At 59.5% G+C, this 23,219-nt stretch carries 17 protein-coding genes and 4 pseudogenes; 8 read left to right on the forward strand and 13 right to left on the reverse strand.

The window, feature by feature from the left end; genetic code table 11:
* Positions 1-73 precede the first annotated feature (73 nt).
* The 3 genes and pseudogenes from FFI89_RS23320 to FFI89_RS23330 form a co-directional block, all read right to left on the reverse strand.
* A pseudogene (locus tag FFI89_RS23320) lies at positions 74-273 on the reverse strand (cold-shock protein).
* 96 nt (positions 274-369) lie between these two features.
* On the reverse strand, positions 370-1,275 hold the full coding sequence (locus FFI89_RS23325) for a metallophosphoesterase (protein WP_246669231.1): 906 nt from the start codon (positions 1,273-1,275) through the stop codon (positions 370-372).
* Between the two features lie 252 nt (positions 1,276-1,527).
* The gene (locus FFI89_RS23330; RefSeq protein ID WP_371722527.1) at positions 1,528-1,896 is read right to left on the reverse strand and encodes a recombinase family protein; all 369 of its coding nucleotides are present in this window, start codon (positions 1,894-1,896) and stop codon (positions 1,528-1,530) included.
* 472 nt (positions 1,897-2,368) lie between these two features.
* Between FFI89_RS23330 and FFI89_RS23335 the strand changes: the two genes are divergently transcribed.
* From FFI89_RS23335 to FFI89_RS35395, 5 genes and pseudogenes are all read left to right on the forward strand, one after another.
* Complete coding sequence (locus FFI89_RS23335; protein ID WP_168213006.1) at positions 2,369-4,345, forward strand: acyltransferase family protein; 1,977 nt, start codon at positions 2,369-2,371, stop codon at positions 4,343-4,345.
* A gap of 454 nt (positions 4,346-4,799) precedes the next feature.
* Complete coding sequence (locus FFI89_RS23340) at positions 4,800-5,387, forward strand: 3'-5' exonuclease (protein WP_246669233.1); 588 nt, start codon at positions 4,800-4,802, stop codon at positions 5,385-5,387.
* 54 nt (positions 5,388-5,441) lie between these two features.
* A pseudogene (locus FFI89_RS35385) lies at positions 5,442-5,594 on the forward strand (glucose-1-phosphate thymidylyltransferase); the annotation flags it as partial.
* A 63-nt stretch (positions 5,595-5,657) separates the two neighbouring features.
* On the forward strand, positions 5,658-6,098 hold the full coding sequence (locus tag FFI89_RS35390; RefSeq protein ID WP_371722528.1) for a GDP-mannose 4,6-dehydratase: 441 nt from the start codon (positions 5,658-5,660) through the stop codon (positions 6,096-6,098).
* Positions 6,079-6,696 (forward strand): annotated as a pseudogene (locus tag FFI89_RS35395) (dTDP-glucose 4,6-dehydratase); the annotation flags it as partial. The gene FFI89_RS35390 and the pseudogene FFI89_RS35395, both read left to right, overlap by 20 nt.
* Before the next feature lie 269 nt (positions 6,697-6,965).
* Here FFI89_RS35395 and FFI89_RS23350 read toward each other — a convergent pair.
* The 5 genes from FFI89_RS23350 to FFI89_RS23370 all read right to left on the reverse strand — a co-directional run bounded on the left by FFI89_RS23350 (position 6,966) and on the right by FFI89_RS23370 (position 13,742).
* Entirely contained in the window at positions 6,966-7,763 is a 798-nt protein-coding gene (locus FFI89_RS23350; RefSeq protein WP_138829963.1) for an enoyl-CoA hydratase/isomerase family protein, read from the reverse strand.
* 42 nt (positions 7,764-7,805) lie between these two features.
* Positions 7,806-9,005 carry an alanine--glyoxylate aminotransferase family protein gene (locus FFI89_RS23355; RefSeq protein ID WP_138829964.1) on the reverse strand — a complete coding sequence of 400 codons (1,200 nt, stop codon included), beginning with the start codon at positions 9,003-9,005 and terminating at the stop codon, positions 7,806-7,808.
* Positions 9,006-9,972: 967 nt separating this feature from the next.
* A complete protein-coding gene (locus tag FFI89_RS23360) occupies positions 9,973-11,046 on the reverse strand; it encodes a hypothetical protein (protein ID WP_138829965.1) in 1,074 nt (357 codons plus the stop codon).
* A gap of 108 nt (positions 11,047-11,154) precedes the next feature.
* Positions 11,155-12,447, reverse strand: coding sequence for an MFS transporter (locus FFI89_RS23365; RefSeq protein ID WP_138829966.1), 1,293 nt, complete (start codon positions 12,445-12,447; stop codon positions 11,155-11,157).
* A 92-nt stretch (positions 12,448-12,539) separates the two neighbouring features.
* Positions 12,540-13,742: an alanine--glyoxylate aminotransferase family protein gene (locus FFI89_RS23370; RefSeq protein WP_138829967.1), complete on the reverse strand. Its 1,203-nt coding sequence runs from the start codon at positions 13,740-13,742 to the stop codon at positions 12,540-12,542.
* A 119-nt stretch (positions 13,743-13,861) separates the two neighbouring features.
* Between FFI89_RS23370 and FFI89_RS23375 the strand changes: the two genes are divergently transcribed.
* The 3 genes from FFI89_RS23375 to FFI89_RS23385 all read left to right on the forward strand — a co-directional run bounded on the left by FFI89_RS23375 (position 13,862) and on the right by FFI89_RS23385 (position 18,117).
* On the forward strand, positions 13,862-14,584 hold the full coding sequence (locus FFI89_RS23375) for a GntR family transcriptional regulator (protein WP_138835598.1): 723 nt from the start codon (positions 13,862-13,864) through the stop codon (positions 14,582-14,584).
* Between the two features lie 127 nt (positions 14,585-14,711).
* Complete coding sequence (locus FFI89_RS23380; protein WP_138829968.1) at positions 14,712-17,696, forward strand: FAD-binding and (Fe-S)-binding domain-containing protein; 2,985 nt, start codon at positions 14,712-14,714, stop codon at positions 17,694-17,696.
* Positions 17,689-18,117 carry a heme-binding protein gene (locus tag FFI89_RS23385; protein ID WP_092509616.1) on the forward strand — a complete coding sequence of 143 codons (429 nt, stop codon included), beginning with the start codon at positions 17,689-17,691 and terminating at the stop codon, positions 18,115-18,117. Before FFI89_RS23380 ends, FFI89_RS23385 begins: the two co-directional genes overlap by 8 nt.
* Positions 18,118-19,148: 1,031 nt before the next feature.
* Here FFI89_RS23385 and FFI89_RS35400 read toward each other — a convergent pair.
* The 5 genes and pseudogenes from FFI89_RS35400 to FFI89_RS23400 form a co-directional block, all read right to left on the reverse strand.
* Positions 19,149-19,292, reverse strand: a complete 144-nt coding sequence (locus FFI89_RS35400) for an SDR family oxidoreductase (RefSeq protein WP_371721617.1) — start codon at positions 19,290-19,292, stop codon at positions 19,149-19,151.
* Positions 19,289-19,930, reverse strand: a pseudogene (locus tag FFI89_RS23390) (SDR family NAD(P)-dependent oxidoreductase). The gene FFI89_RS35400 and the pseudogene FFI89_RS23390 overlap by 4 nt, the downstream one beginning before the upstream one ends.
* Entirely contained in the window at positions 19,917-20,582 is a 666-nt protein-coding gene (locus FFI89_RS23395; RefSeq protein WP_256379153.1) for a phosphotransferase family protein, read from the reverse strand. The pseudogene FFI89_RS23390 and the gene FFI89_RS23395 overlap by 14 nt, the downstream one beginning before the upstream one ends.
* 32 nt (positions 20,583-20,614) lie before the next feature.
* Positions 20,615-20,827 carry a phosphotransferase gene (locus FFI89_RS35260; RefSeq protein ID WP_256379154.1) on the reverse strand — a complete coding sequence of 71 codons (213 nt, stop codon included), beginning with the start codon at positions 20,825-20,827 and terminating at the stop codon, positions 20,615-20,617.
* A gap of 570 nt (positions 20,828-21,397) precedes the next feature.
* Complete coding sequence (locus tag FFI89_RS23400; RefSeq protein ID WP_138829969.1) at positions 21,398-22,969, reverse strand: porin; 1,572 nt, start codon at positions 22,967-22,969, stop codon at positions 21,398-21,400.
* Between the last annotated feature and the right edge of the window lie 250 nt (positions 22,970-23,219).

Consider the following 23,219-nt stretch of genomic DNA (forward strand, 5'->3'; position numbering starts at 1 on the left):
CTCCTCGCAAGATTCCGTTTCCGCAGAAACAATTGCGGGGAACAAAAACATTTCAGCCTAAAATATGATCAACCTACCAAAGGTTCTCGGCAGAGTCTTGACCGCAATTGGCGACGACTTCATAGCTTACCTTGGCGCCCTCGTTGAGGTTGCTGAGCCCCGCTTCCTCGACGGCCGAGATGTGCACGAATACGCCCTTGCCGCCTGTATCGGGCTGAATAAATCCGAGCCCTTTGTCGGATTGAACCACTTAACTGTCGCCAACGTCGTCACTCCCTGTTTGATCTTTTTGGAGATGCTCTGGGTCTCGTTGGATGGCACCGCGCAGGATCAAATCTCTGCATTCTTCGCGTGACAGCATGTGACGGATTACGGAGCGCCGCTTGCTTGGCGGTTTTGCATCGTGATCGGGTCATGGCCGGCAACGAGTTTGGCGGCTTCATCGGTACGACGCTGCTGCGTAGGAACGTCAGGCACCACGTCGTTGAGTAGGCCGAGCGACGGCGCCTCGATCAGCCGCGCGGTGGGATCAGTCCTTAGCCCGTGCCGGCCCGACCAGCGGCTATGCTTGCATCGCACTCGGGCGCAGGCGCAGGCACCGGCCACAATGGTCGACACTCGGACAGCCATTTGCGATCGGCTGAACACGAGGATATGGCAGTCGAAGCGAGCGCCATGTCGCCATGATCCAGCGCCCATGAATCTAGGTAATGCTGCCTCCAGCTTGATCGGAATTCCACCGGGTAGGCAAAGCTGTCCTCCATGAGCCTGTCCGCATAACATGAGATCGAATCTGGCGCTCATTGCTCGATCGTAAACTTCCGGCGTGTGCGCCAACAAAATCGAAAAGGCATCTGAAGGAATTTGCGACGCGGCTTTCTCAATGTCGTCTGCCCGATAGAAATGCGGATCGTCAACGCCGGCCAGGAAAATACGTTGTCCGTCACGAACAATCGGTTCGCACTCGTTAAACAGCATGTAGATTCCCATGGCCTCCATTGAAGGGGCCATACGGATGCTGTCGTGGTTGCCGAGCACCCCATAAACTGGCCCCTTCAATTGGGCCTGCAGTTCATTGATGATTTCTAGACTTTTTTCGAATGGACCATATGTCTTGCCGCGATAGTCACCGGTTAAAACGCAAATGTCGTAGTGAAGGCCGCCGACCAAGCTAACCAGATGCTGCATCGCGCCTACACTTATATCGGCATGCAGATCGCTGATGTGAAGGATAGTGAAATTGTCAAATGCCGGAGGAAGATTGGCGAAAGCCACGCTATGTTTTTTGACAACGACGTGTCAGCGTTTCGACGCGCGCGGCCATAAAATCCAGTCAGCTTCAGCGCAGTTCTGACAATCCACGGCGCTGCGTACCAGTTTTCAAGATTGAAAAAGATCAGTCCCTGTCCAAACAGCTGGGCCTCATGCGATTTTCAGTCGCCGCCCCTTCTCCACCAAGGCCGCGAAGATATGTAGCATGAACGGGTCACCATCCTTTCCTAGCTCGGCAACAATAAAAGGCGCCCGTTAGATCATAAGGCCAGTCACAGATGCCACGTCGCGGGAAAGCCGGTCGAGTTTAGAGACCACCAGGCAGCATTTCGAAGCTTTGGCAGCAGCCAAGGCGGCGGCTAACTGAGGCCGCCTGTCGATGGCGTCGGCTCCTTTGCCGCTTTCGTACTCGACGAACTTCGCCACGATTATCGGGGACGCGGTAAAGGCGAATTGCCGGATAAGGAAACGCTGATCTTCAATTCCGAGGCCCGATCGCTGTTGACGCTGCGCAGATAGGCAATCGCACGTCGCCACGTTCGTTCGTCGATCAGCTGTTATGGAAGAAGCCGGCCAGTGGCCGACTTTTCTTGCAGGGCTCCTTATCAACCGAAGACTTGGCACTGCCAAGCGGAATGGCGTCGCCGCCCGGACTGGGCCATCAGGTCACCGACAAGCGTCACATTGCGTGAAAGACGGTCGAGATTGGCAACAACTACGCTACACGTCGTAGCCTTTGCGGCAGCCAGCTGAGGGCGCCGTTCCAGCGCGTCGACCCCCTGCCCCCTTCCCGGTTCCGGCCTCAACATAACCCGGCAGCTATCTTGAGAGATTCGGCGGCAGCAAAGCGCTCGATTGCAGATCGTTGGGCATCGATGCCAACAGCGGAGCGGTGCTGGCGCCGCGTTGAAACCCTGTTTAGCATAGTGCGCAACATGAACTCGCCGCATTGCGAAGCCCAGGACTTTGTGCAACGTGGTAACTCGTTTCGGCGGCGGTGTACTTTTCTCAGTGGAACAGCACCGAGCCTATCGGCTCGATGCGCGCAACCCGTACTTCTTCAAACTTCCAAGGCGACCGAGACACTGCGCGGAGCATGATGAAACCCTCCCTCTCCCCGCACGCAACCGACTACTACCGCCCGGACATAGATGGTCTGCGGGCGTTTGCCGTAGTTTCTGTCGTGCTGTATCACGCCTTTCCGAAGGTGGTCAGCGGCGGCTACGTCGGCGTAGACGTCTTCTTCGTCATTTCCGGTTTCCTCATCTCGAAAATCCTTTTCGCTGAGATAACCGAGCACCGCTTCTCATTCACGGCGTTCTATGAGCGGCGCATAAGGCGCATTTTCCCGGCGCTTGCTGTTTGCTTGGCCGCCGTATTGGCTTACGGCTTTGTCGCCCTGACGCCGGATGAGTTGGCGCAGCTCGGCAAGCATGTGTTTCTCGGTGCAGGCTTCCTCTCCAACATGGTGCTATGGAGCGAAAGCGGCTACTTCGATGGCGCCGCGACCTATAAGCCGCTGTTGCATCTCTGGTCCTTGGGTATCGAAGAGCAGTTCTACATCCTCTGGCCGGCCCTGCTGTGGTTGGCTTTCCGGTTGAAGCCCAAGGTGGGACGACTGCTGGCCGTGCTGTTCCTGGCCTCCTTCATAATCAACGTCGCGCTATCCATTACCGAAATCTCCGCTGACTTCTACTTACCCGTCTCACGTTTCTGGGAGCTCTTGGCCGGAGCAGGCCTGGCTTGGCGAGGCCAGTTGGTCCTTTCGCCTAATGTCCGGTCCTGGATTTCCTTTGCCGGCTTAGCCGCCATTGTGACATCGGCGGCCCTCTTCACGGCTGAGATGCGCTTTCCAGGCTGGCTTGCTCTGCTTCCGGTGGCGGGAGCCGCAGCTGTAATCCTAGCTGGCCCCGAGGCGACGGTGAACCGGCTTGTCTTTTCCAACCGCGCCGTCGTGTTCGTCGGACTGATAAGCTATCCGCTCTATCTCTGGCACTGGCCCCTAATTTCCTATGCGAATATTATTCGCCTGGGTAAGCCGCCGACCCCTCTGATGGCCTTGGGGCTCGTCGCTACTAGTTTCCTGCTTGCTTGGGCCACCTACCGTTTCATCGAGTATCCAGTTCGCTTTGGGAGGCACCGCCACCGTCGCACCCTGATCGTCGCAGCTTGCGTGGCGGCTCTCGGTGCCTGCGGATTGGCAGTGTGGATCAAGGGTGGTTTCCCGGAACGTTTTCCGTCCCTTCCCGGGATCGACATCCGGAAGGTCGGCGACGCCAGACTCGATGCGGACTTCAAGCCTACCAAGGGTATGGAGGTGTCAGACCACGGCTGGACTTTGGTGGCCCATCTTGGCTACGGCGAGCGCAAGGTGGCGTTAAGCGGCGACAGCCTGCTGTTTCACTACGGGCCTAGGGTGCAGCAACTGGCCGACGAACGGCAGCTGGCCGCCAACACCTATTTCGTGACAGGTCCGAGGTGCGCCCCGGTCCCGGGACTGATCCAGCGCGACAAATTCGCGCGCTGCGCCAATTTGCCCAGCATACTTTTTGACCTGGTACAGCGTGAGAAAGTGCAATCCGTGGTGCTTGGTGCTGCATGGAGCGGCTACATCAACGAGGACATGATGATGGAAGTAGAAGGGAGGCGTTTGCCCTTAACCGCAAAGGAGGGCGTGGACGCCTTCTACTTCAATCTTGAGCACTATGTGCGCTTGTTACAAAGCCAGCGAGCCACGGTCTATTTGGTGCTGGCCGCGCCTGCACACCCCCGCTTTAGCCCCCGCGAGATGGTAACGCGCAGCCTGACCGGCTTTCGGATCGCTCCCCACGTTGGGGAGCCAATACCCACGGCCGAACTGCAAGCTGTTTATGCCACCGTTAACGCGAAGCTGCGCGCCATCGGTGACCACACTGGAGCGACGCTACTCGATCCCGCTCCCGACATCTGCGGCAGCGGCGAGGACTGCTCGCCCTTCTTCGGAGCGGGCGAGCCGAAATTCTCAGACGACGCGCATCTACGCCCCGTCTTCGTGCGGCAGCATCTGCGCTTCCTCGATCCCTTGTTGAGGTGATCGGTGGTCGCAGGGTTGCGTGGCATTATGCCCGCGAATGGTCGGCTGAAGTTCAACACCTGCGATGTAACCGCGAACGCGTCTTACGATAAGCGGCCGACGCATGGCCTTAGCCATTTCGACTTTGTTCTAGCCGGGTTCTCGCTTAGTCATGTACCTCCTCCTTACTGAATTTCGCGACGTATTTCAGCGCTCTGATCGATGAAATCCCTGACTGAGCCAGATTAGAATGAACCATTCATCGTGTAAGCTAGTAGCCCCGCATAGCCCACCTATGGTTGAACCCTATGTCATCGGACCGCACCGATCTAGCCTTGATGGCCGAGACGCTGGCGAAATCCCCGGACTATCGAGTGCTCCGCAGACTGGCTCCTCGAACTGAATTGCGTCCTGCGATGGGCAAGCTATAAAGACCGGCATCTTACTCGACGTCGAGACCACGGCCCTCAATACGATGCAGGCCGAAGTCATTGAACCTGCCATGGTCAAGTTCACCTATCTGCCGGACGACGGAATAGCAGCCATTACCGATGTGTTTTCCGGTTTCAACGAACCCTCAATCCCAATACCGGAAGAAATTAGCGAACTCACTGGCATTACCGATGAAGAAATGGTGTCGGGTCATCGTATCGACCCAGAAGCCGTTGCGTCTTTCATCTCCGATGCAGTTCTGATCGTAGCTCACAATGCGAACTTCGACCGAAAGTTTGCGGAGCGCTATTGGCCCCAATTCGAGAGGAAGCCCTGGGCCTGTTCAGCGACAGAAGTCGAGTGGCGAAAGCACGGGTTTGACGGGTCTCGACTAGGATATCTGCTAGCCGGCCTCGGCCTCTTCCACCAAGCGCATCGAGCCATCGACGATTGTAGAGCACTAATAGAAATCTTGTCAGCAAACGTCCCGAACCTGGATCGATCCGCCTTCGCGGTCCTGCTTGAGCGAGCTCGCTGCACTATTCGCATTTGGGCAGAACAAACTCCGTTTGAGTTGAAGGACATGCTCAAGAAGCGGGGCTACGCGCCTTCAGTGCACCTGAAGAAATAGCCTCATAGGTCTTGGTGCGGCCGACGCCGGCAACGGCACACGCTTCGAGCTACCGAACGGCAGGGCTTGCGTAGCGCCTGCTCCGAAGAGATCGCGCTGCGCCAAGGTTATATTTCATTGGAAGAATTCGAGAAGGCGGCTCAACGCAGCGTGAAGAGCCGCTATGGCGAATATTTGATGTCAATTGCACAGTCATTCAATACGTAAAATTCTGATGCCGGGGCAGACGTGACACGGTTCAGGGACTTCACTGTTTTCGTAACCGGCGGCGTGGGCCTTATCGGCTCGGCGGTCGTCCGGCATTTATTGCCGCGATACCCAAGCGCGGGTCGTCAACGTCGACAAACTGACTTATGCCGCAAATTTAGACTCGCTGCCCGACGCGACCACCAATCCACGTTACGCCTTCGAGCAACAATGCATCTGCGATGGACCAGCGCTGCGGAAGTGCTTCGAGAAGTATCAACCCGCGCGGTGATGAACCTTGCGGCTGAAAGCCACGTCGATCGCTCGATCGATAGCCCCAGCAATTTCCTCCAGACCAACGTTGTAGGCACCTTCACGCTACTGCAAGAAGCTCTGCGCCATTGGCGCTCGCTATCCGGCGAGAAGCGCGCGTGTTTCCACTTCCTTCACATTTCCACGGACGAGGTGTTTTGGCTCACTCGGCGCGGACGGTCGCTTCACAGAAGCCACCGCTTATGCTCCTAGTTCACCTTATTCCGCCAGCAAGGCCTCATCGGACCATCTGGTCCGGGCTTGGCGCGAGACCTACGAGCTGCCAACTCTGGTCACCAACTGTTCGAATAATTACGGACCTTACCACTTTCCCGAAAAGTTGATCCCGCACGTGATCATCAAAAGACTCGCAGGCGCGCCCCTGCCGGTCTACGGGGATGGCAAAAACGTTCGCGATTGGCTCTAGGTCGAGAACCACGCCATAGCTCTGACCCTCGTGCTCGAACGCGGCGTGCTAGGCGAGACATACAACGTGGGTGGAGGCAACGAACGCACCAACCTGCATGTGGTAGAGACTATTTGCGATCTGCTGGATGAGCTTTCGCCGAGCGCGACCGGCTCACGTAGGCACCTGATCACCTTTGTGGCCGACCGTCCTGGTCATGACAAACGCTATGCCGTTGATGCCTCGAAGCTGGAGCGTGAGCTGGGTTGGCGCTCGGAAGAAAACTTTGAAAAAGGAATAGCAAAGACGGTGGACTGGTATATCGACCACGAACCATGGTGGCGACCTATATTAGAGCGGGGCTACACCGCGAGCCGCCTAGGATTAGGCCAATCGTTCATATGAGGGAAGCAGTAGAGTTCTAGGGTATCGCAAGGCGGCGGATGTGGCTTGTAAGTCCGAAATCCAGTGGCCTCACGACTGCGATTGTCATCGTGGCGCCGGACGCCGTGAAGCCGAAAGCCCGCAACGGGAGTTGCGGCGCAGGGTGATGGGTATGGGCGTGTTTGTGGGTCGCGTGCCATGCACGCGATCAGCCCAATTATGGCGTTTGGATTTGCGTCCTTCATGGCTCGGTCGCCGGCTGACGGCGCGCGCAAACACCAATGCTTGAGCTATTGGCCTTTCCAGTTCGGCGTACGCTTGTTGAGGAAGGCATCCATCCCCTCGCGGAAATCCTCGCTCATGTAGGCACGCAGAATCAGATCCCGGCCTTCCTCGCGCGACAGTGTGCGGCGGAGACGGAGCACCGCTTCCTTGGCGGTTTCCATCGTGATCGGCGCATGGCCGGCAACGAGCTTGGCGGTTTCATCGGTGCGGCGTTGCAGCGCCGGCACGTCAGGCACCACTTCGTTGAGCAGACCGAGCGACAGCGCCTCGGGCGCCTCGATCAGCCGCGCGGTGAAAATCAGGTCCTTGGTCCGTGCCGGCCCGACCAGCGCGACGACCCGGCTGATGTTGGACATCGACAGGCAGTTGCCCAGCGTGCGCGCGATCGGAAAGCCGATGCGCGTCGCCGCAGTGCCGATCCGGATATCGCAACAGGCGGCAATCCCCGCACCGCCGCCGGTGCAGGCGCCGGCAATCGCCGCAATCGTCGGCACCCGGACCTTTTCGAGCGTGCCGAGCACACGATCGATCCGCTCCTCGTATTCGAGCGCGTCTTCCGCGGTCTTGAAGGCGCGGAACTGCGAAATATCGGTCCCCGACGCGAACGCCTTGTCTCCCGCGCCGGTCAGGATCATCACCTTGATCGAGCGGTCCTTGTTGACGGCCTCACAGATCGAAGCCATCTGCTCGTACATCGCAAACGTCAGCGCGTTGCGTGCCTGCGGACGGTTGAACGTCAGCCGGGCAATGCCGTCCTCGACGGAATAGATCAGGTCTTCGGTCGCAGCTACCGGGGCGTTCATCGCAGCTCTTTCTGTTCTTGTGTTGTTGGGTCGAGGACCTGCTCAGGCGACGGCGGATTTCGGCATCGGCACGATGTCGCGTCCTTTAAGAACTTCCATCGCCGCCAGCACGCCACCGCCGCGATGCGGCACCTTGGCGAGATCGAGACCCATCTCGACGCCCGACAGCGTTCCCATCAGCATCAGATCGTTGAAATGACCGATATGGCCGATCCGGAACACCTTGCCCTTGATCTTGTTCAGGCCGGTGCCGAGCGACATGTCGAAGTTTTCCAGCACGACCTTGCGGAAGGCGTCGGCATCATGGCCTTCCGGCATCACCACGCCGGTCAGTGCGGGCGAATGCGCGCCCTGCTCCTGACACTGGGTTTCCAGACCCCAGGCCTTGGCGGCCGCGCGGGTCGCGGCGCTGTGACGCTTGTGGCGGGCAAAGACGTTCTCCAGCCCCTCTTCCTCGAGCATCTTGACCGCCTCGCGCAACCCGAACAGCAGGTTGGTCGCGGGCGTATAGGGCCAGGTGCCCGCCTTGTTGATCGCGATGACTTCCTGCCAATCCCAATAGGAGCGCATCGCCGGGTTGGCCTTCGCCACCGCGATTGCCTTTTCTGAGACGGCATTGAAGCCAAGGCCCGGCGGCAGCATCAGGCCCTTTTGCGAGCCGGCCACCGAAACGTCGATGCCCCAAGCATCGTGCTCATATTCCAGCGAACCGAGACCGGAGATGGTGTCGACCATGAACAGCGCCGGATGCTTGACGCGATCAAGGATGTTGCGGACTTCGAGCGGATGGGTGACGCAGCCGGTCGAGGTCTCGTTGTGCACGATCATGACGGCCTTGATCTTGTGCTGGCGATCGGCCGTCAGGTGCGCTTCAAGCTGCTCGAGATCGGCGCCATGGCGCCAGTCGCCCGGCAGGAAATCGACGTCGAGCTTGAATTTGGCGGCAATGCCGCGCCACAGCACGGCAAACTGCCCGGTCTCGGCCATCAGCACCTTGTCGCCGGGCTGCAGCGTATTGACGATGGCCGCCTCCCAGGCGCCGGTACCGGACGACGGATAGATGATGACCGGCTGCTTGGTGCGGAACACCCGCTGCATGGCGCCCAACACCGCATGACCGATCTCGGCGAATTCAGGACCCCGGTGGTCCATGGTCGGCATGTCCATGGCGCGCAGCACCCGGTCCGGCACGTTGGTCGGTCCCGGAATCTGCAGAAAATGCCTTCCAGTATGCACGGTCATGGGCGTCCTTCCCGGTATTCCCTAGTTTCGCGAGACGCTCGAATATCACTATTTGGCGGGCTTGTCCCCCGCCCGGCGGAGGCCATCAATGCGCCCGAAGCAGGGCTGGACATGCCCCCCTTGGGGGTCGCAGGGGGATCGTCATGCATGTCCCTTAATGAGCCCGATCCATTCCGAACACCGCTTTGCCAAGTCGATGGCACCGCCAGGCAAAGATCTCACTTCATCGCTTGTGTCATGAACGCGATCGACCAGGACGACACTTCGGGACGACACTTGCAGGCACGGATCGTCCACGTCCTGCACTGGAAGCCCGGCGGACATGCCCTGACAAAACCTTCCCGCCTGGATTTTTTGGATTAGCCAAGCCGGCACAATGGTTTAGGTTGGCCTGATCCGCCAGCGCGCCGGTCTGGCCTCGCCAACAATCTCAAACGCCCCTGACATGTTTCTTGAGTGCCAAAAGAATCGGCCCCAGCGCCGGGGGGAAGGCTGGGGCCGAAGTACAATGTGCCGGGAGGGAGGAGAAAGCCGACACGCTGCTGATATTGGTCGTTGGCCGCCAATTTCCCATCTATATTATGGTTTAGGAAGCACCTCAGTTGGTATGTAGCCGCCACTTCGCCGGGCGCGCCTCGCCAACTATCTCAACACCTTTCCCCTCATGGTTCTTGAGGCCGTGCTGTACAGCCAAGGCGATGCTCTGAGCGTTCGCCGTGGTGGCCTCTAGGCCCTCCGCCTTGAGGTTGGCTTCGGCCACCGGGCGAGCGGTCAGACAGCAGGCGAAGTCGTCGCCTTCCTGCCGACAGACGTTCAACGGCAGCTCTAACGATTTGGCCTAACCGTCAATATTGCGCACGAAGTCATACCGACAGCCCCTCCTCTGTCTTCTTCCGCATTATTTAAGCAGGTGGTCGTATCACTCACGATTCGAATCGCTTCGAATCCGTTGTCGACCATTGATCTGTCAGGCCGCCGCCGCCTTCCTGCGGTTTGCAGCGATTCTTTCATCCACCAGGATAACAATGGCGTCGAGCAGGGGATGGCTCATGCCTTGTTGTTGGGCGACGAGTTGCACCAGCTTGTCGGCACGTTCGATATTAATCGCGCCATTGTTGAGCGCGCGCGCAGCCGAAGCCGGACGCGACAGGCTTTCCGCGGCCGCAGCATATTTCTCGAATGGTACAAGTTCATCGCGCGAGGCACCAAGCTTGACGCACACGTCCAGGACGAACTCGTATATCGAACGCGAATCCTCGAGATTGGCATGCACCGCTTCCTGTGCGGTTCGCATGCCGTCCTGGGTGATACACCTGTAATTGCCGGCCAGAAGCATCGCCCATTTGGCCAGTGGCACGAAAAGCGAGTCGTGAACACGCAATTTTACCGGCAGTTCGATCCTGCCTTCCGGTGCATCGAAACGAACGGCATCGATATCCTTCTCGATGTTGCGAAGGATCTCGTTGCTCTTCTCGTTGTCAAAGCGTGCAACCTTGAAGTTGGTCGGCAAAGTTACTTGCAATATGTTGACCTTCTCCTCCGGAGGCCGGACCGCCTGCGGATCCGGGCTGCACAATGTCAACGTGCCGGGATCGAAGCTGTCCCATACCGCAGGCATGGCGTATGCTGGCCCGAGCAATTCGCTGTTCACATTGCGTATACGCTTCATGTAAGGCAGCGGCGGCATGTTCATAATCGACATGCACGGCACACGCGACTTCGCCACGGCATCGAGCAATTCGCGCACACCGGGCGAGCCGTATTGCGGCTCCTGCATCGCCAGCCCGATCAGGTCATAGTCTTTAGGATTTATATCGGCCGGACCGGAAGCAGACACCTTGCCCGGCAACTTGCGGGAATCGATCTCGATCTGCTCCTTGCGGCCCCGGATCGGCATCCGCACGCGAAAGCCTTCGGAATTGATAAGGTCAGCCTCAGCCGGCAAACAAACAAGTTTCACGCTGTGGCCGCCGAACATCATTTTGGACGCAAGAAGCGAACCATACGACGCACCGAGAATAAGAATCTTGTAGTTGGGCATGGTTTGGCTCCGGTGTTGAATAGATATCGACAAGGCTGGACGTGCAGGCGCTCTCACAACCTGAAAATGATCCGATAGGAGCTGACCGCCTCGGCCGCGGTAGAGAGGTCATTTTAGCTCTTGAGCGAGTACACCTCGCTTGACCGGATTCACTTCCGCAAGTTCTTCAAAGGGCTTTTCAGGATGCATCAGGAACGCCGAAAACCCGCCAAGCAGGAGCAATCCCATCGACATCAGGAACGGCAAGTACCAGTTGCCCGTCACGTCGATCACATAACCGGCGACCAAAGGCGAAACGATCGCCGCCAGCGCCGACCCGGTATTCATCAGGCCGGCGGCCGTCCCCGAATATTTCGGCGCTATATCCATCGGCACCGACCACATCGGCCCGATGGTGATCTCGGCAAAGAAGAAGCCGCCTGACAGACACAGGGCGACCACCGTGATGTCGTGGATGAACAGGATCGGAAGCAGCGACAAAAGAGCTCCGGCGAAACCCGCGACGGTGACACTCAGCCGCGCCAAGCGGACGTTGCCCGTTCGCTTGAGAATGCGATCGGACAGAATGCCGCCGAGGCTGTCGCCGACGACGCCGGCAAAGAACACGCCGGAAGCAAACAGCGCCGAATTCTTGATATCCAGGCTGTAGTTGTTCTTGAAGAACAGCGGCAGCCAATTGAGATATAGCCAGAGCGTCCAGCCGTAACAGAAGTAGGTGAGCGTGACCGGCCACATCCGGCGCAACAGCGGTCCCCACGGCACCTGCGGTCGCTGGTCGAGGGGGCGCGGCGGCAGCGACGCCAGTTCGGCCTCGGTGATTCCGGGGTGATCCTTCGGTTCATTGCGGAAATACAGCGCCCACACTACGCCCCACACCAGGCTGACCAGACCCAGCGCGACGAACGAGCCACGCCAGGTCAGCCAGACCATCAGCGTTGCGATCAACGGCGGCGTCGCGGCGTTTCCGAGCCGCGCGAATGCGTGGGTGAGGCCTTGGGCGAAGCCACGCCGGTTGGCGGGCGTCCAGTACTGCATGGCGCGCGTCGCCGTCGGAAAGGTTGCTCCTTCGCCGAAACCAAGCGCGACGCGCGCAATGAACAGCGTCAGCAGGCTGGTCACGAAGCCGGTCGCGATGGTGGCGAGCGCCCAGATCAGCCCGCACCAGAACAGGGTCTTGCGCGGCCCAAAGCGGTCTCCGACCCAGCCGCCGATTACCTGGAACAGCAAATAGGGATAGGCAAAGGCCGAGAATACCAACCCGAGCTCCGTGTTGCTCAGACCGAGTTCTTTCTGGATTTCACTGGCCGCCGTGCCGATGTTGACCCGGTCGACATAGGTGATGAAGTACATGACGCACAACATCGCCAGCACGACATGCGTGGCCTTGAACCGAAGCCGCATATTTCCCTCCCGTTTCGCTTTTTATTTATTGTATTGCTTCAACGGCTGCGCCGAACCGATGGCGCTAACCGTCCTGATGGTCTGCGACCCGGTCAGGTTTGAACCACCTTCAGGTGCGCCGGAGAATTTGACTGCGTCCGCTCTTCCAGCGATTTCATCGCAGCTTCGACGCCGCCGGCCCGATGCGGCACGCCCGCAGCGGAGAGACCCATCTCGACGCCGGACAGGGCCCCAATCAACGTCAGTTCGTTGCACTCGCCGAGGTGACCAATGCGAAACACCTTGCCGGCGAGCTTGCTCAGACCGGAGCCGAGCGACATGTTGTAGGTATCGAGCACGGTCTTGCGGAACTTGTCGGCGTCGTGCCCCGGCGGCATCAGCACAGCCGTCAGCACCGGTGAAAATTCAGCCGGTTCGAGGCACAGCACTTCAAGGCCCCAATGCGCGACGGCAGCGCGGGTAGCCGCCGCCAGACGGTGGTGTCGAGCGAACACCGCGTCCAGCCCTTCCTCGAGCAGCATCGCAATGGCTTCGCGCAACCCGTAGAGCAAGTTGGTCGCCGGCGTGTAGGGGAAGAATCCCGCCGCATTGGGCTTCAGCATCTCTTCCCAATCCCAATACGACCGCGGCATCCTGTTGGTCTTCGCAGCGGCGCGGGCTTTCTCGGAGATGGCGTTGAAGCCGAGCCCCGGCGGCAGCATGAATCCCTTTTGCGAACAGCTGACGGTGACGTCGACTTTCCACTCGTCATGCCGGTAATCGACCGAGCCCAGCGAGGAAATCGTATCCACCAGCAGCAGCGCCGGATGGCCCACCTTGTCCATGACGGCGCGAATGTCGCCGATCCGGCTGGTGACGCCGGTGGAAGTCTCGTTATGCACCACCATCACCGCCTTGATGGCATGCGTGATGTCCTGCGCCAGCGCGACTCCAATCGCCGTGGGATCGGCGCCATGGCGCCAGTCGCCCGGCACAAAATCGACCTCGATGCCCCAGCGCGCCGCCATCTGCCGCCACAGCGTGGCAAAATGGCCGGTTTCGACCATCAGGACCTTATCGCCCGGCGAAAGCGTATTGACGATCGCCGCTTCCCAGGCCCCCGTCCCCGACGAAGGAAAGATGATGACCGGTCCGTTGGTCTTGAAGATTTTTCGGCAGCCGTCGAACACCGCCTTGCCGAGTTCGGCAAATTCGGAACTCCGATGGTCAATGACCGGCATGTCCATGGCGCGGAGCACACGATCGGGCACCGGGCTTGGCCCGGGAATTTGCAGGAAATGGCGTCCTTGGGGCATGGATTCCTCGTTTCGGACCAAAGCTGCCGAAATATTGCATTCATTTTTTTGGATATCAACCTAAAAATTGTTCACAACAATGCATCGACGGCTCCCAATTCAAAGCCTATGTTTCGCTTATGAAGCCCTTGATTCCCCATGATGCCGGTTCGACGGCCCTTGCAACCGCGGCGGATGCCAGCCGTGAAGACCAGTCCCTGCATGGCGAGACCTTAACGCGGCTGCGGGACCATATCGTCGAAGGCAACATCCCGGACGGTGGCCGCGTTCCTGAGCGTCAGCTTTGCGAGATGATGGGCATTTCGCGCACGCCGCTGCGCGAGGCCCTGAAGGTACTGGCTTCTGAAGGGCTGGTGGAACTGCTACCCAACCGTGGCGCGCGCATTCGGCAATTGAGCGAGCGCGATCTTGCCGAACTGTTCGACGTCATGGGCGGGCTCGAAAGCCTGGCCGGCCGCCTCGCCTGCGAAAACATCACCGACGCCGAAATCGCCGAGATCGAGCGGCTGCATTACGAGATGTACGGCTTCTACCTGAACCGCGACATGCACGGCTATTTCCGCGTCAATCAGTTGATCCACCACAAGATCGTCGAAGCCTCGCGCAACACAACGCTGCGAAACACTTACGCCAACTTCGCCGGCCGCATTCGGCGGGTCCGCTACTCCGCCAATTTTGCCCGCAAGCGCGAGCGATGGGGGGAAGCCATGCGCGAACACGAGACCATCCTGGACGCGCTGCGTCGCCGCGCCGGCAGCGAACTCAGCGACATCCTGTTTATACATTTGCGCAACAAGCGGACGGCCGCGGTCGAACATCTGAAAGACGGCGTCGACGCCTAGGTCAGGCGAGGCGCCGCCCACGCCTTGGTCGTTTTGAATTCAAAACTAAACATAATACGAAATCGTTGCATTTATTTTTCCACCCAAGTACGAGCGAGCGATGTTTGCCGGTAGCAGCGGGGGTGGAATGTCCAACAAAGGCTCAGTGACGCTCGAAAACAGGTTGGCCCGCGAGATCAAGGGCGACGTTTTCTTCGATGCCTTCAACCGCGGCCGCTATGCGACCGACGCCTCTTTCTACCAGATCGTGCCGCTCGGCGTGGTGGTTCCCCGGACCATGGACGAGGCACTTCGTACGCTCGCCATCGTCAGGGATGAGGGCCGGATCGTCACCCCCCGCGGCGGCGGCACCTCGCAGTGCGGCCAGACCGTCAATGATGGCGTAGTCGTCGACTTTTCGAAGCATCTGAACCACCTCCTTTCGCTCGATGTCGCCAACCGGACCTGCGTGGTCGAACCCGGCATCGTGCTGGATGATCTCAACCGCCAGCTTAGAAAGCACGGGCTGTGGTTTCCGGTCGACGTTTCCACCGCCTCCCGCGCCACCATCGGCGGCATGGCCGGCAATAATTCCTGCGGCGGACGCTCGCTGCGCTACGGCACCATGCGCGACAACACGCTGTCGATGGATGCGGCGCTGGCCGACGGCACGCTGCTGCATTTCGGCGAGGTGCCGCGCGATCTCGCGCAGGTCAACTCGCCCGACACTGGCCTTGCGCTGTTCCGCGATATGCTCGATCTCGGCGAGCGGGAGGCAGGCGAGATCGCCGAGCGGTTTCCGAAAGTGCAGCGCCGCGTCGGCGGCTACAACCTCGATGCGCTGGTGCCGCGCAATGCGCCCAACAATATGGCGCATCTGCTGGTCGGCTCCGAAGGCACACTGGCCTTCACCACGCAGGTCGAGCTGAAGCTCTGGCCTGTGATCCGCAACAAGGTGCTGGGCGTCTGCCACTTCGGAAGCTTCTATGAGGCGATGGATGCGGCGCAGCATCTGGTGAAGCTGCGCCCCATTGCAGTCGAGCTGGTCGACCGCACCATGATTGCGCTCGGCCGCGATATCGCGATGTTCCAGCCCATTATCAGTACCGCCGTGCGCGGCGATCCCGACGCGGTGCTGATCGTGGAATTCGCCGAGGAAGACCAGGCCGAAAACCTGCAACGCCTGAAGCAGCTTGGCGAACTGATGGGCGATCTCGGATTCGGCTGGGACCAGCCGCAGCGCAAATGGGGCGGCGTGGTCGAAATCACCAAGCCCGCCCTTCAGGCCAGCATCGCCGATTTCCGCGCCGCCGGGCTCAACGTCATGATGTCGATGAAGCAGGAGGGCAAGCCGGTCTCCTTTGTCGAGGATTGCGCGGTGCCGCTGCCACACCTGGCCGACTATACCGAACGGCTCAACGCCATCTTCGCCAGGCACGGCACCCGCGGCACCATGTACGCGCACGCCTCCGAAGGCTGCCTGCACGTACGCCCGGTGCTCAACTTAAAACTCGAAAAAGACGTCAAGGCGATGCGCGCCATCGCCGAAGAAACGTTCGAGGTGGTGCGCGAATACAAGGGTTCGCATTCCGGCGAGCATGGCGACGGCCTGGTTCGCTCGGAATTTCATGAGACGATGTTCGGCTCCCGCATCGTTGCCGACTTCCGCGAGATCAAGGCGCGCTTCGACCCGGAAAACATCCTCAATCCAGGCAAGATCGTCGATCCACCCAAAATGGACGATCGTTCGCTGTTTCGCTATCCGCCGGAGTATCGCGTCACGGAGTTCAAGACCGCGCTCGACTGGTCGGCCTATCCCGGCGCCGGCGGCGGCTTTCAGGGCGCGGTGGAGATGTGCAACAACAACGGCGCCTGCCGGAAGCTCGAAGGCGGCGTGATGTGCCCGTCCTACCGCGCCACCCGCAACGAGAAGGATGTCACCCGCGGCCGCGCCAACACGCTGCGGCTCGCAATGTCAGGCCAGTTGGGCCCGGATGCGCTGGCTTCCGACGAGATGATGGACACGCTCAAACTCTGCGTGTCCTGCAAGGCGTGCCGCCACGAGTGCCCGACCGGCGTCGACATGGCCAAGATGAAGGTCGAGGTACTGGCCGCGCGCGCAGCCAAGCACGGACTGTCGCTGCGCGACCGGCTGGTCGGTTATCTCCCGCATTACGCTGGGCTTGCATCCCGGCTCGCTCCGCTCGCCAACTGGCGCAACCGCAGCCCGGTGCTGCGCGCGCTGTTCGAAAAATTCGCAGGCATCAGCGCGCAACGCGCTTTGCCCGCGTTCCGGCGCGACGTGTTCAGACCCGATGCCGAGGCCTTCGGCCCCGTCGACGGCCGCGAGGTCGTGCTGTTCGCCGACACCTTCAACCGCGCCTATGAGCGGGAAAATCTCGATGCTGCGCTGCGTGTGCTGGTCGAAGGCGGATACCGCGTCCATGTTCCCAAGGCCGCCGATCGCGGCCGGCCGCTCTGCTGCGGACGCACTTTCCTTTCGGCGGGCCTGGTCGATCAGGCGCGCAGCGAACTGGACCGGCTGGTCGCGACCTACTCACCCTTCGCCGCGCGCGGCGTGCCGATCGTGGGGCTGGAGCCGAGCTGCCTCCTGACGCTCCGCGACGAACTGCTTTCGCTGCGCTCCGACAACGATGCCAGAAACGTCAGCGCGCATGCGCTGTTGTTCGAGGAGTTTCTGGTTCGCGAGGCGGAGGCTGGCCGGCTTAAACTTCCGGTTGGCTCTATCCCTGAGAAGGCGCTGGTGCACGGCCACTGCCACCAGAAATCATTCGGCGCGTTCAAGCCGGTCGAGAAGATCCTGCGCCTGATCCCCGACCTCAACGTCGAGATCATCGAGTCCAGTTGCTGCGGCATGGCCGGCGCCTTCGGTTATGGCGCCGACACCTATCAAGCTTCGATCGATATGGCCGAACTCTCGCTGCTGCCGGCGGTGCGCGGTGCCGACGCGGCCGCGCTGATCGTCGCCGACGGCACCTCGTGCCGGCATCAGATCAAGGACGGCACGAAGCGTACAGCGCTTCACGTCGCACAGGTGCTGGCGATGAGCCTCGACAGCGCCAAAACCCATTCAGACCCCTCCCCTGTCACAAAGGAACAGAATAATGGCTGAACTCACCCTCGACGTTGCCCGCAAGATTCTCGATGCCGCGCTTGCCAAGGGCGTCGAAAAGAAATTCAAGCCGCTGGTCATCACCATTCTCGACGCCCGCGGCTGCGTCAAAGTCACGGCGGCACAGGACGGCACCAGCCTGATGCGAGCCGAAATCGCCCATGGCAAGGCCTATGGCGCGCTGGCGATGGGCATGGGATCGCGGGCGCTGTTCCAGCGCGCGCAGGAGCAGGCCTATTTCATCGACGCCGTGAACACGATGGCGCAGGGCCGGCTGGTGCCGGTGCCCGGCGGCGTGCTGATCATGGGCGATGGCGGCTTGCTCGGCGCGGTCGGCGTCAGCGGCGACACCTCGGACAATGACGAGATTTGCGCCCTCGCCGGCATCGAGGCCGCCGGACTGAAGGCGAACGCCGGATAATGCACGGCAATCAAGCAACGGCTTGATGCTTTCGATTCTAAGCTATTGATTTTTTCTCGCTGCCGCACAAGGTTCCGCCACGTTTTGTTCACGGTGGTCTCACCCAATTCGTTGCGGCGTTCTCAGGGAGAGCTTTAATAGCTGCCTCGGGTCTAGTGAGTGATGCTCCACCGGAGCTGCTCTCTGTACAAATCGCTCGCCCAGTTCGGCCGGCCGGCTGTGCGCCACAGGTTCACACCCCGGACACGCTACCACCGATACCGACATTCGCTTCATGTCGCGATTTGAAACGCCCGGAGAGTTTCATCGCGACATCCCTCCTCCAACCCCGCGCTCAGAAGCTACGGTTTGCGCGGCTACTGAGGGTAACATCGCGGAACTAGCCGCGACAGCCTTTGTCGCGCCACTCATTGTCTTGCTGTCGATTTGAACGATCGGATACAGAGGAGAACAGTGCAGTGGCGGAGAGAGTGTCAGTCAATCCCCATTGAAAGATAAAGCTTTTCGACCTTGCTAGACCGAAACCCACCATTTGAGCTACGAGCGGAAAATGGAGTTCTGCAAGGCGAGAAGCTGTGCGGTTAGATCCTTTTCTCCAATGAGACATCTGAGAACCTCCCCCTTCGAGCAAAAGACATTGCGTGTGCCCTAAGAAGGCTCTCGGCCATCGCGCACTCATCGCGATGCTATCTCTGAAAGAAGAGGTCGCGCTTCGCCAGGGAAGCGCGACCCCAGTCAGGGAGGAAACGCCCCACATGGGGCGAGTGATGGGCAAGTGAGTGGACTCACCCAACCTCGATGGATAGCAAGAGCGGCGAACAAACGATCCGCAGTGCGATCCTAAGGAATAAGTATGGGGCGGATGGCGGACGCGATAGAAAGCCTCGCAACGCGGGCCCACTCATGCCAACCCATACTGAAAAGCGTGCAACAACGATCGAAGAAACTATGAACCTCATGGTCGAAGAAGTCTTTCTTCGGCCTTGGCCGCCGTTGCCTTCGTTCACTGACAGGTTCATCCTATCCCTCCATCAAAGGGGCGAGACCAATTGGCCACCATCCACCGACAGCGAGGCGCCTGTCATCCACGCCGAGGCTTCGGAGGCCATGAGCAGGAATGCACCGTTGAGATCATCAAGATTGCCCAGACGCCGCATCGGGATTCGATCGATCATCCGGCGTCCAGCATCGGTCGCGAACAACTCCCGATGTAGCCGGGGCAAAGCGCATTTACGCGAATGCCGTTAAGCGCCCATTCAAGTGCAAGCAATTTCATCATCTGGATCAGGCCGGCCTTGGAGATCGAATAGGGAGCGACGCCGTTCCCTGGTCGCATCCCTAGTACGGATGCAATATCCACTATCGTTCCCGGACGACCACCGGCGCGCCAGGCTCGTGCCGCGACAGTTCAGATGAGCCACGCTCCACGCAGGTTGGTGTTGAGAACCCGGTCGAATTTCTCCGAACTAACGAAAATGGCCGGCTCGGAGCTTGCGATACCTGGTTTGTTCACCAATACGTCCAACGGAGGCGCCGACCCGCGCTCGACATGAGACAGGATGCGCGATACGGACCCCTCATCCGCGACGTCGACTACAACCTCGAAGACGGAGGGCGCACCGGCATCCTTGAGCTCCGCAGCGAGCATAGAAAGCCGGTCTCGACGTCTTGCAGCTATCGAAAGATTCGCTCCGCAACCGGCAAGCAGCCGGACAAAATGTTCACCCAAACCACCCGATGCCCCCGTAATCAGGACGTGCTTTCCGGCCAACAACGCTCCGAGATTCATCGTCGGCCCTTCAGTCGACCGCATCTGGAGCCGAATGCTCCCAATGTGCGTCACCGGACGCCGTCATCTCCAGCGCACGCCTTGCAAATTTCTTGGCAAGCCGTCCTGTATCTGCTGCTCCAGCGTCCGACGCTGTGCCGGCTCGAGCGCGATCCGCAATGCCGATAAAAATTACAGCGAATCGAAAGAGCGCGAACACGACGTTAAACCGTTTGAGACGACCAGAAGGTCGTTTCAATCCGTCGTATCGCGCGACAAATTCATCGACAGTCGGAATTCCCAGGACGCCAAAATCAAGGCCTTTGATACCGGCGTATTCGTCCGGTCCGATAAACCAGGTCATGCAACAGAAGCCGAGGTCCGCGAGTGGGTCGCCCAGCGTAGCCAGCTCCCAATCTAAAATACCGACCACTCGAGGCTCGACCGCATGAAAGATCAAATTGCCGATCCGATAATCGCCATGGGTGATCGATAGCGCTCCCTCTTCGTCCGGCAGTCGCTTTTGAAGCCAGGCGATTACAGCATCGATCTCAGGAATCCCACGCGTAGGAGAGTCTGACCACTGCCTGATCCAACGCGTCAGTTGCCGCGCGAAGTAATTGCCACTGCGGCCGAAATCTGAGAGGCCCACGCTGCTCGGGTCGACACGATGCAAGGCTGCAAGGGTGTCCGCCATCGAGAGATAAATCTGACGGCGCTCGTCAAGTCCTACTCCTGGAAGGGAACTATCGTGGAATACGCGGCTTGCAGACGCTCCATTAGATAGAACGGGGTTCCGACGATATCGCTGCTCTCCCGAAACAGGATCGGTCGTGGTGTCGGGACCGTGGTATCCGCAAGAGCTTTTAAGACCCTGAACTCACGATCGATAGCATGAGCAGATGCCAAAGTTATGCCGTTCGGACGCTTGCGAAGGACCATCTCGCGTCCGCCGGCACTAACAAAATAGGTAGGATTCGATTGACCACCACTGTCCGACTGAGATCCATCTCGCCCGTTTCGTGGAGCTCATGCGACAGAAATTCGGCTAGATGCGCAGGATCGAAATCGAGCGGCCCAACAATCCGACCTACCTGCAACGCATTGGCGGCGCTCATCGCAGACTCTCTATTATCGCTGACCGGTTGAACGCGCGCGCTCTCATCGTTCACCGGAGAACGCTAAATCGTACCTCAATGAACATGGACGTCTCCTATCGTCACTATCTAATCGTCGACTTAACCCGACTAGTTCTTACCGCCGGAATCTGCAGCCATCCATCGCGCAATTCGAGGAGTCTTCGCGAGCGTTGCGCTGGGACTGCCACGGATCCCGTTCATCTTGCGTCCTGCGAATGTCCTGCACAGGAGCCTCGACCACCGCGGCATTCACCGGGCTTGATCTCGTGGCCTCGGTCCCCGCGATCGAAACTGCGTCGAGCGCAAAAAAGGCCTCCGGTGGGCATACCAGAGGCCTTCCTTGGAGATTAGACAGCCCAACGGTTATCCGCGATTACCAGACACGCTGAGCACGGAGGAGCAGGCTCGCAGAATTCTGATCCTTTAGCTCATACGTAGCTGCTGGCTTTGCCACAGCGCCAGCAGCAGTGGTCGGCGTAAACGTGCCAACGTACTTCTGGTCGAGGTGGGTCCAGAGGACGTCCGCGGAGAACGTCAGGTTCCTCACCGGGGTCCAGCGGGTGATCAAGCCGAGCTGAGCCACGTTGAAGTCCGGATTGCAGGTCGTGATACCTGCAGTAGCAGCACCCAATCCTGCGATTGCGCCGCAGATCAGAGCCTCGCCGCCATTGCCATATTTCAGCTGGGCATAGGCTCCATAAATTGCGGTGTTCCAGGACGGATCCCAATTGTGAGTGTAGGCGCCACGCATACCCCAGGTCTGCACCGAGGAGATGCCTGCACCGTTCGCAAATACGCCGTCCGCCGCACCAGCAAGGCCAACACTCTGATAAGCGAGCGGATTGCCGGAGCCGCCGAACATGGCAAAATTCTGCGAAGCCAAGCTCTGGAAGTTGTAGCGCGTAGCACCGTCGGTGTAGACCGCCTGCACGTTAATCGTATCGTCTACGCCGGTTGGAATGTTCTTAATAGACAGGGCCGCCTGCACAGCCCAGCCCCACTTATCGTTAGGATGGCCAGCCAGCTCCGTACCAGCAATCGCCGGCACCGCCCCGCTGTAGTAAGCTGCGTGATTGTCATGTGCTGCAGCCGATAACTGGAACAGCCCCCACGCCTGGTCGACGCGGACACTACCCTGGATGTCAGGAGCCCTAGTCCCACCGAGAGCACTGAGGCCGTAGCCACCCACGCCCAAGCCCGCAACAGATGCAGCGCTGACATTGTACAAATTGCTTTGGTAATAAGCCGTCGGATCCACCGCTGACACCGAAGCCGAGATGCCGCGACCGAATTCAGCGGTGTAGCTGAATTGATTCACACCTGTGACCGTACCGCCACCACCATTCAGACCATCGAAGTTATTACCCGGATAGTTGTTCCATGGAGCATCGAACTGCGCCACCGCCTTACCCATCGTGAAGCCGGCGAACTGGATGAAAGCGTAGTATACACCCACAGTACCGTTCGCAATCGCACCCGCGTTGGCATTGGCCGGCGCGCCAACTCCCGTTGCACCAAGCTGCGAGTAGACCGTGGCGCCAGGAGCAGTACCACTCCCGGTGTAATTGTCTGTCGTCCAGCTGAAGGCAGAATCAAAGAACGTGCGAACCACGCCGTACTCGGTAGCGGTACGCGTGTCGACGTTCAGATCTTCGCGGGAGCGAGTGTAGTAGTAGTTCGTCAGGCGATTCTGCGCGCCAGCAACGCTGCTGTAAGCTCCGGTGTAACTACCGCCCGCATTGAGAGCAATCTCAGCGCGGAGGTAGCCGCCCAGTTTGATGCACGTATTAGTCCCCGGAATATAATAGAATCCTGCACCATACAGAGAGCAAACCTTCACGTACTCGACCGCTTTGGCCTTGACGGGCAGATCGGCCGCCTGAGCTCCGCCAGCTGCGGTGAGAGCAGCCGCTGAGCCTAGAATGAGGCTCTTAATCATCTTCATGCTTAATCTCCAAGTTGCTCTATCTCGGGAGCGATTTATCTGCCCGTTCGTGCGAGCCGATGACCACCACCCGCGTCCCCAAAACTCGCACTCGATCATGAGCGCATGTACCCGCTCGATCGCACTGCGTTGCGGATGATTCCGCGCTTCGCTTGATAAACTTGGCAGATCGCGCGTCGAAGGGGAGGGCGGACATTGTCTGAAACGGACACACGGTAGGGGTTGAAACGTCACCGTGCTCAATTTGCGC

Origin of the sequence: Bradyrhizobium sp. KBS0727, from assembly GCF_005937885.2 — a bacterium.
GTDB lineage: Bacteria > Pseudomonadota > Alphaproteobacteria > Rhizobiales > Xanthobacteraceae > Bradyrhizobium.

Bases quoted from the DNA above. Each gene is read 5' to 3' on its own strand.
- FFI89_RS23335 (WP_168213006.1), top strand. From the start codon at position 2,369: ATGATGAAACCCTCCCTCTCCCCGCACGCAACCGACTACTACCGCCCG.
- FFI89_RS23340 (WP_246669233.1), top strand. From the start codon at position 4,800: ATGCAGGCCGAAGTCATTGAACCTGCCATGGTCAAGTTCACCTATCTG.
- FFI89_RS23350 (WP_138829963.1), bottom strand. From the start codon at position 7,763: ATGAACGCCCCGGTAGCTGCGACCGAAGACCTGATCTATTCCGTCGAG.
- FFI89_RS23355 (WP_138829964.1), bottom strand. From the start codon at position 9,005: ATGACCGTGCATACTGGAAGGCATTTTCTGCAGATTCCGGGACCGACC.
- FFI89_RS23360 (WP_138829965.1), bottom strand. From the start codon at position 11,046: ATGCCCAACTACAAGATTCTTATTCTCGGTGCGTCGTATGGTTCGCTT.
- FFI89_RS23365 (WP_138829966.1), bottom strand. From the start codon at position 12,447: ATGCGGCTTCGGTTCAAGGCCACGCATGTCGTGCTGGCGATGTTGTGC.
- FFI89_RS23370 (WP_138829967.1), bottom strand. From the start codon at position 13,742: ATGCCCCAAGGACGCCATTTCCTGCAAATTCCCGGGCCAAGCCCGGTG.
- FFI89_RS23375 (WP_138835598.1), top strand. From the start codon at position 13,862: ATGAAGCCCTTGATTCCCCATGATGCCGGTTCGACGGCCCTTGCAACC.
- FFI89_RS23380 (WP_138829968.1), top strand. From the start codon at position 14,712: ATGTCCAACAAAGGCTCAGTGACGCTCGAAAACAGGTTGGCCCGCGAG.
- FFI89_RS23385 (WP_092509616.1), top strand. From the start codon at position 17,689: ATGGCTGAACTCACCCTCGACGTTGCCCGCAAGATTCTCGATGCCGCG.
- FFI89_RS35400 (WP_371721617.1), bottom strand. From the start codon at position 19,292: ATGATCGATCGAATCCCGATGCGGCGTCTGGGCAATCTTGATGATCTC.
- FFI89_RS23395 (WP_256379153.1), bottom strand. From the start codon at position 20,582: ATGGCGGACACCCTTGCAGCCTTGCATCGTGTCGACCCGAGCAGCGTG.
- FFI89_RS35260 (WP_256379154.1), bottom strand. From the start codon at position 20,827: ATGGTCCTTCGCAAGCGTCCGAACGGCATAACTTTGGCATCTGCTCAT.
- FFI89_RS23400 (WP_138829969.1), bottom strand. From the start codon at position 22,969: ATGAAGATGATTAAGAGCCTCATTCTAGGCTCAGCGGCTGCTCTCACC.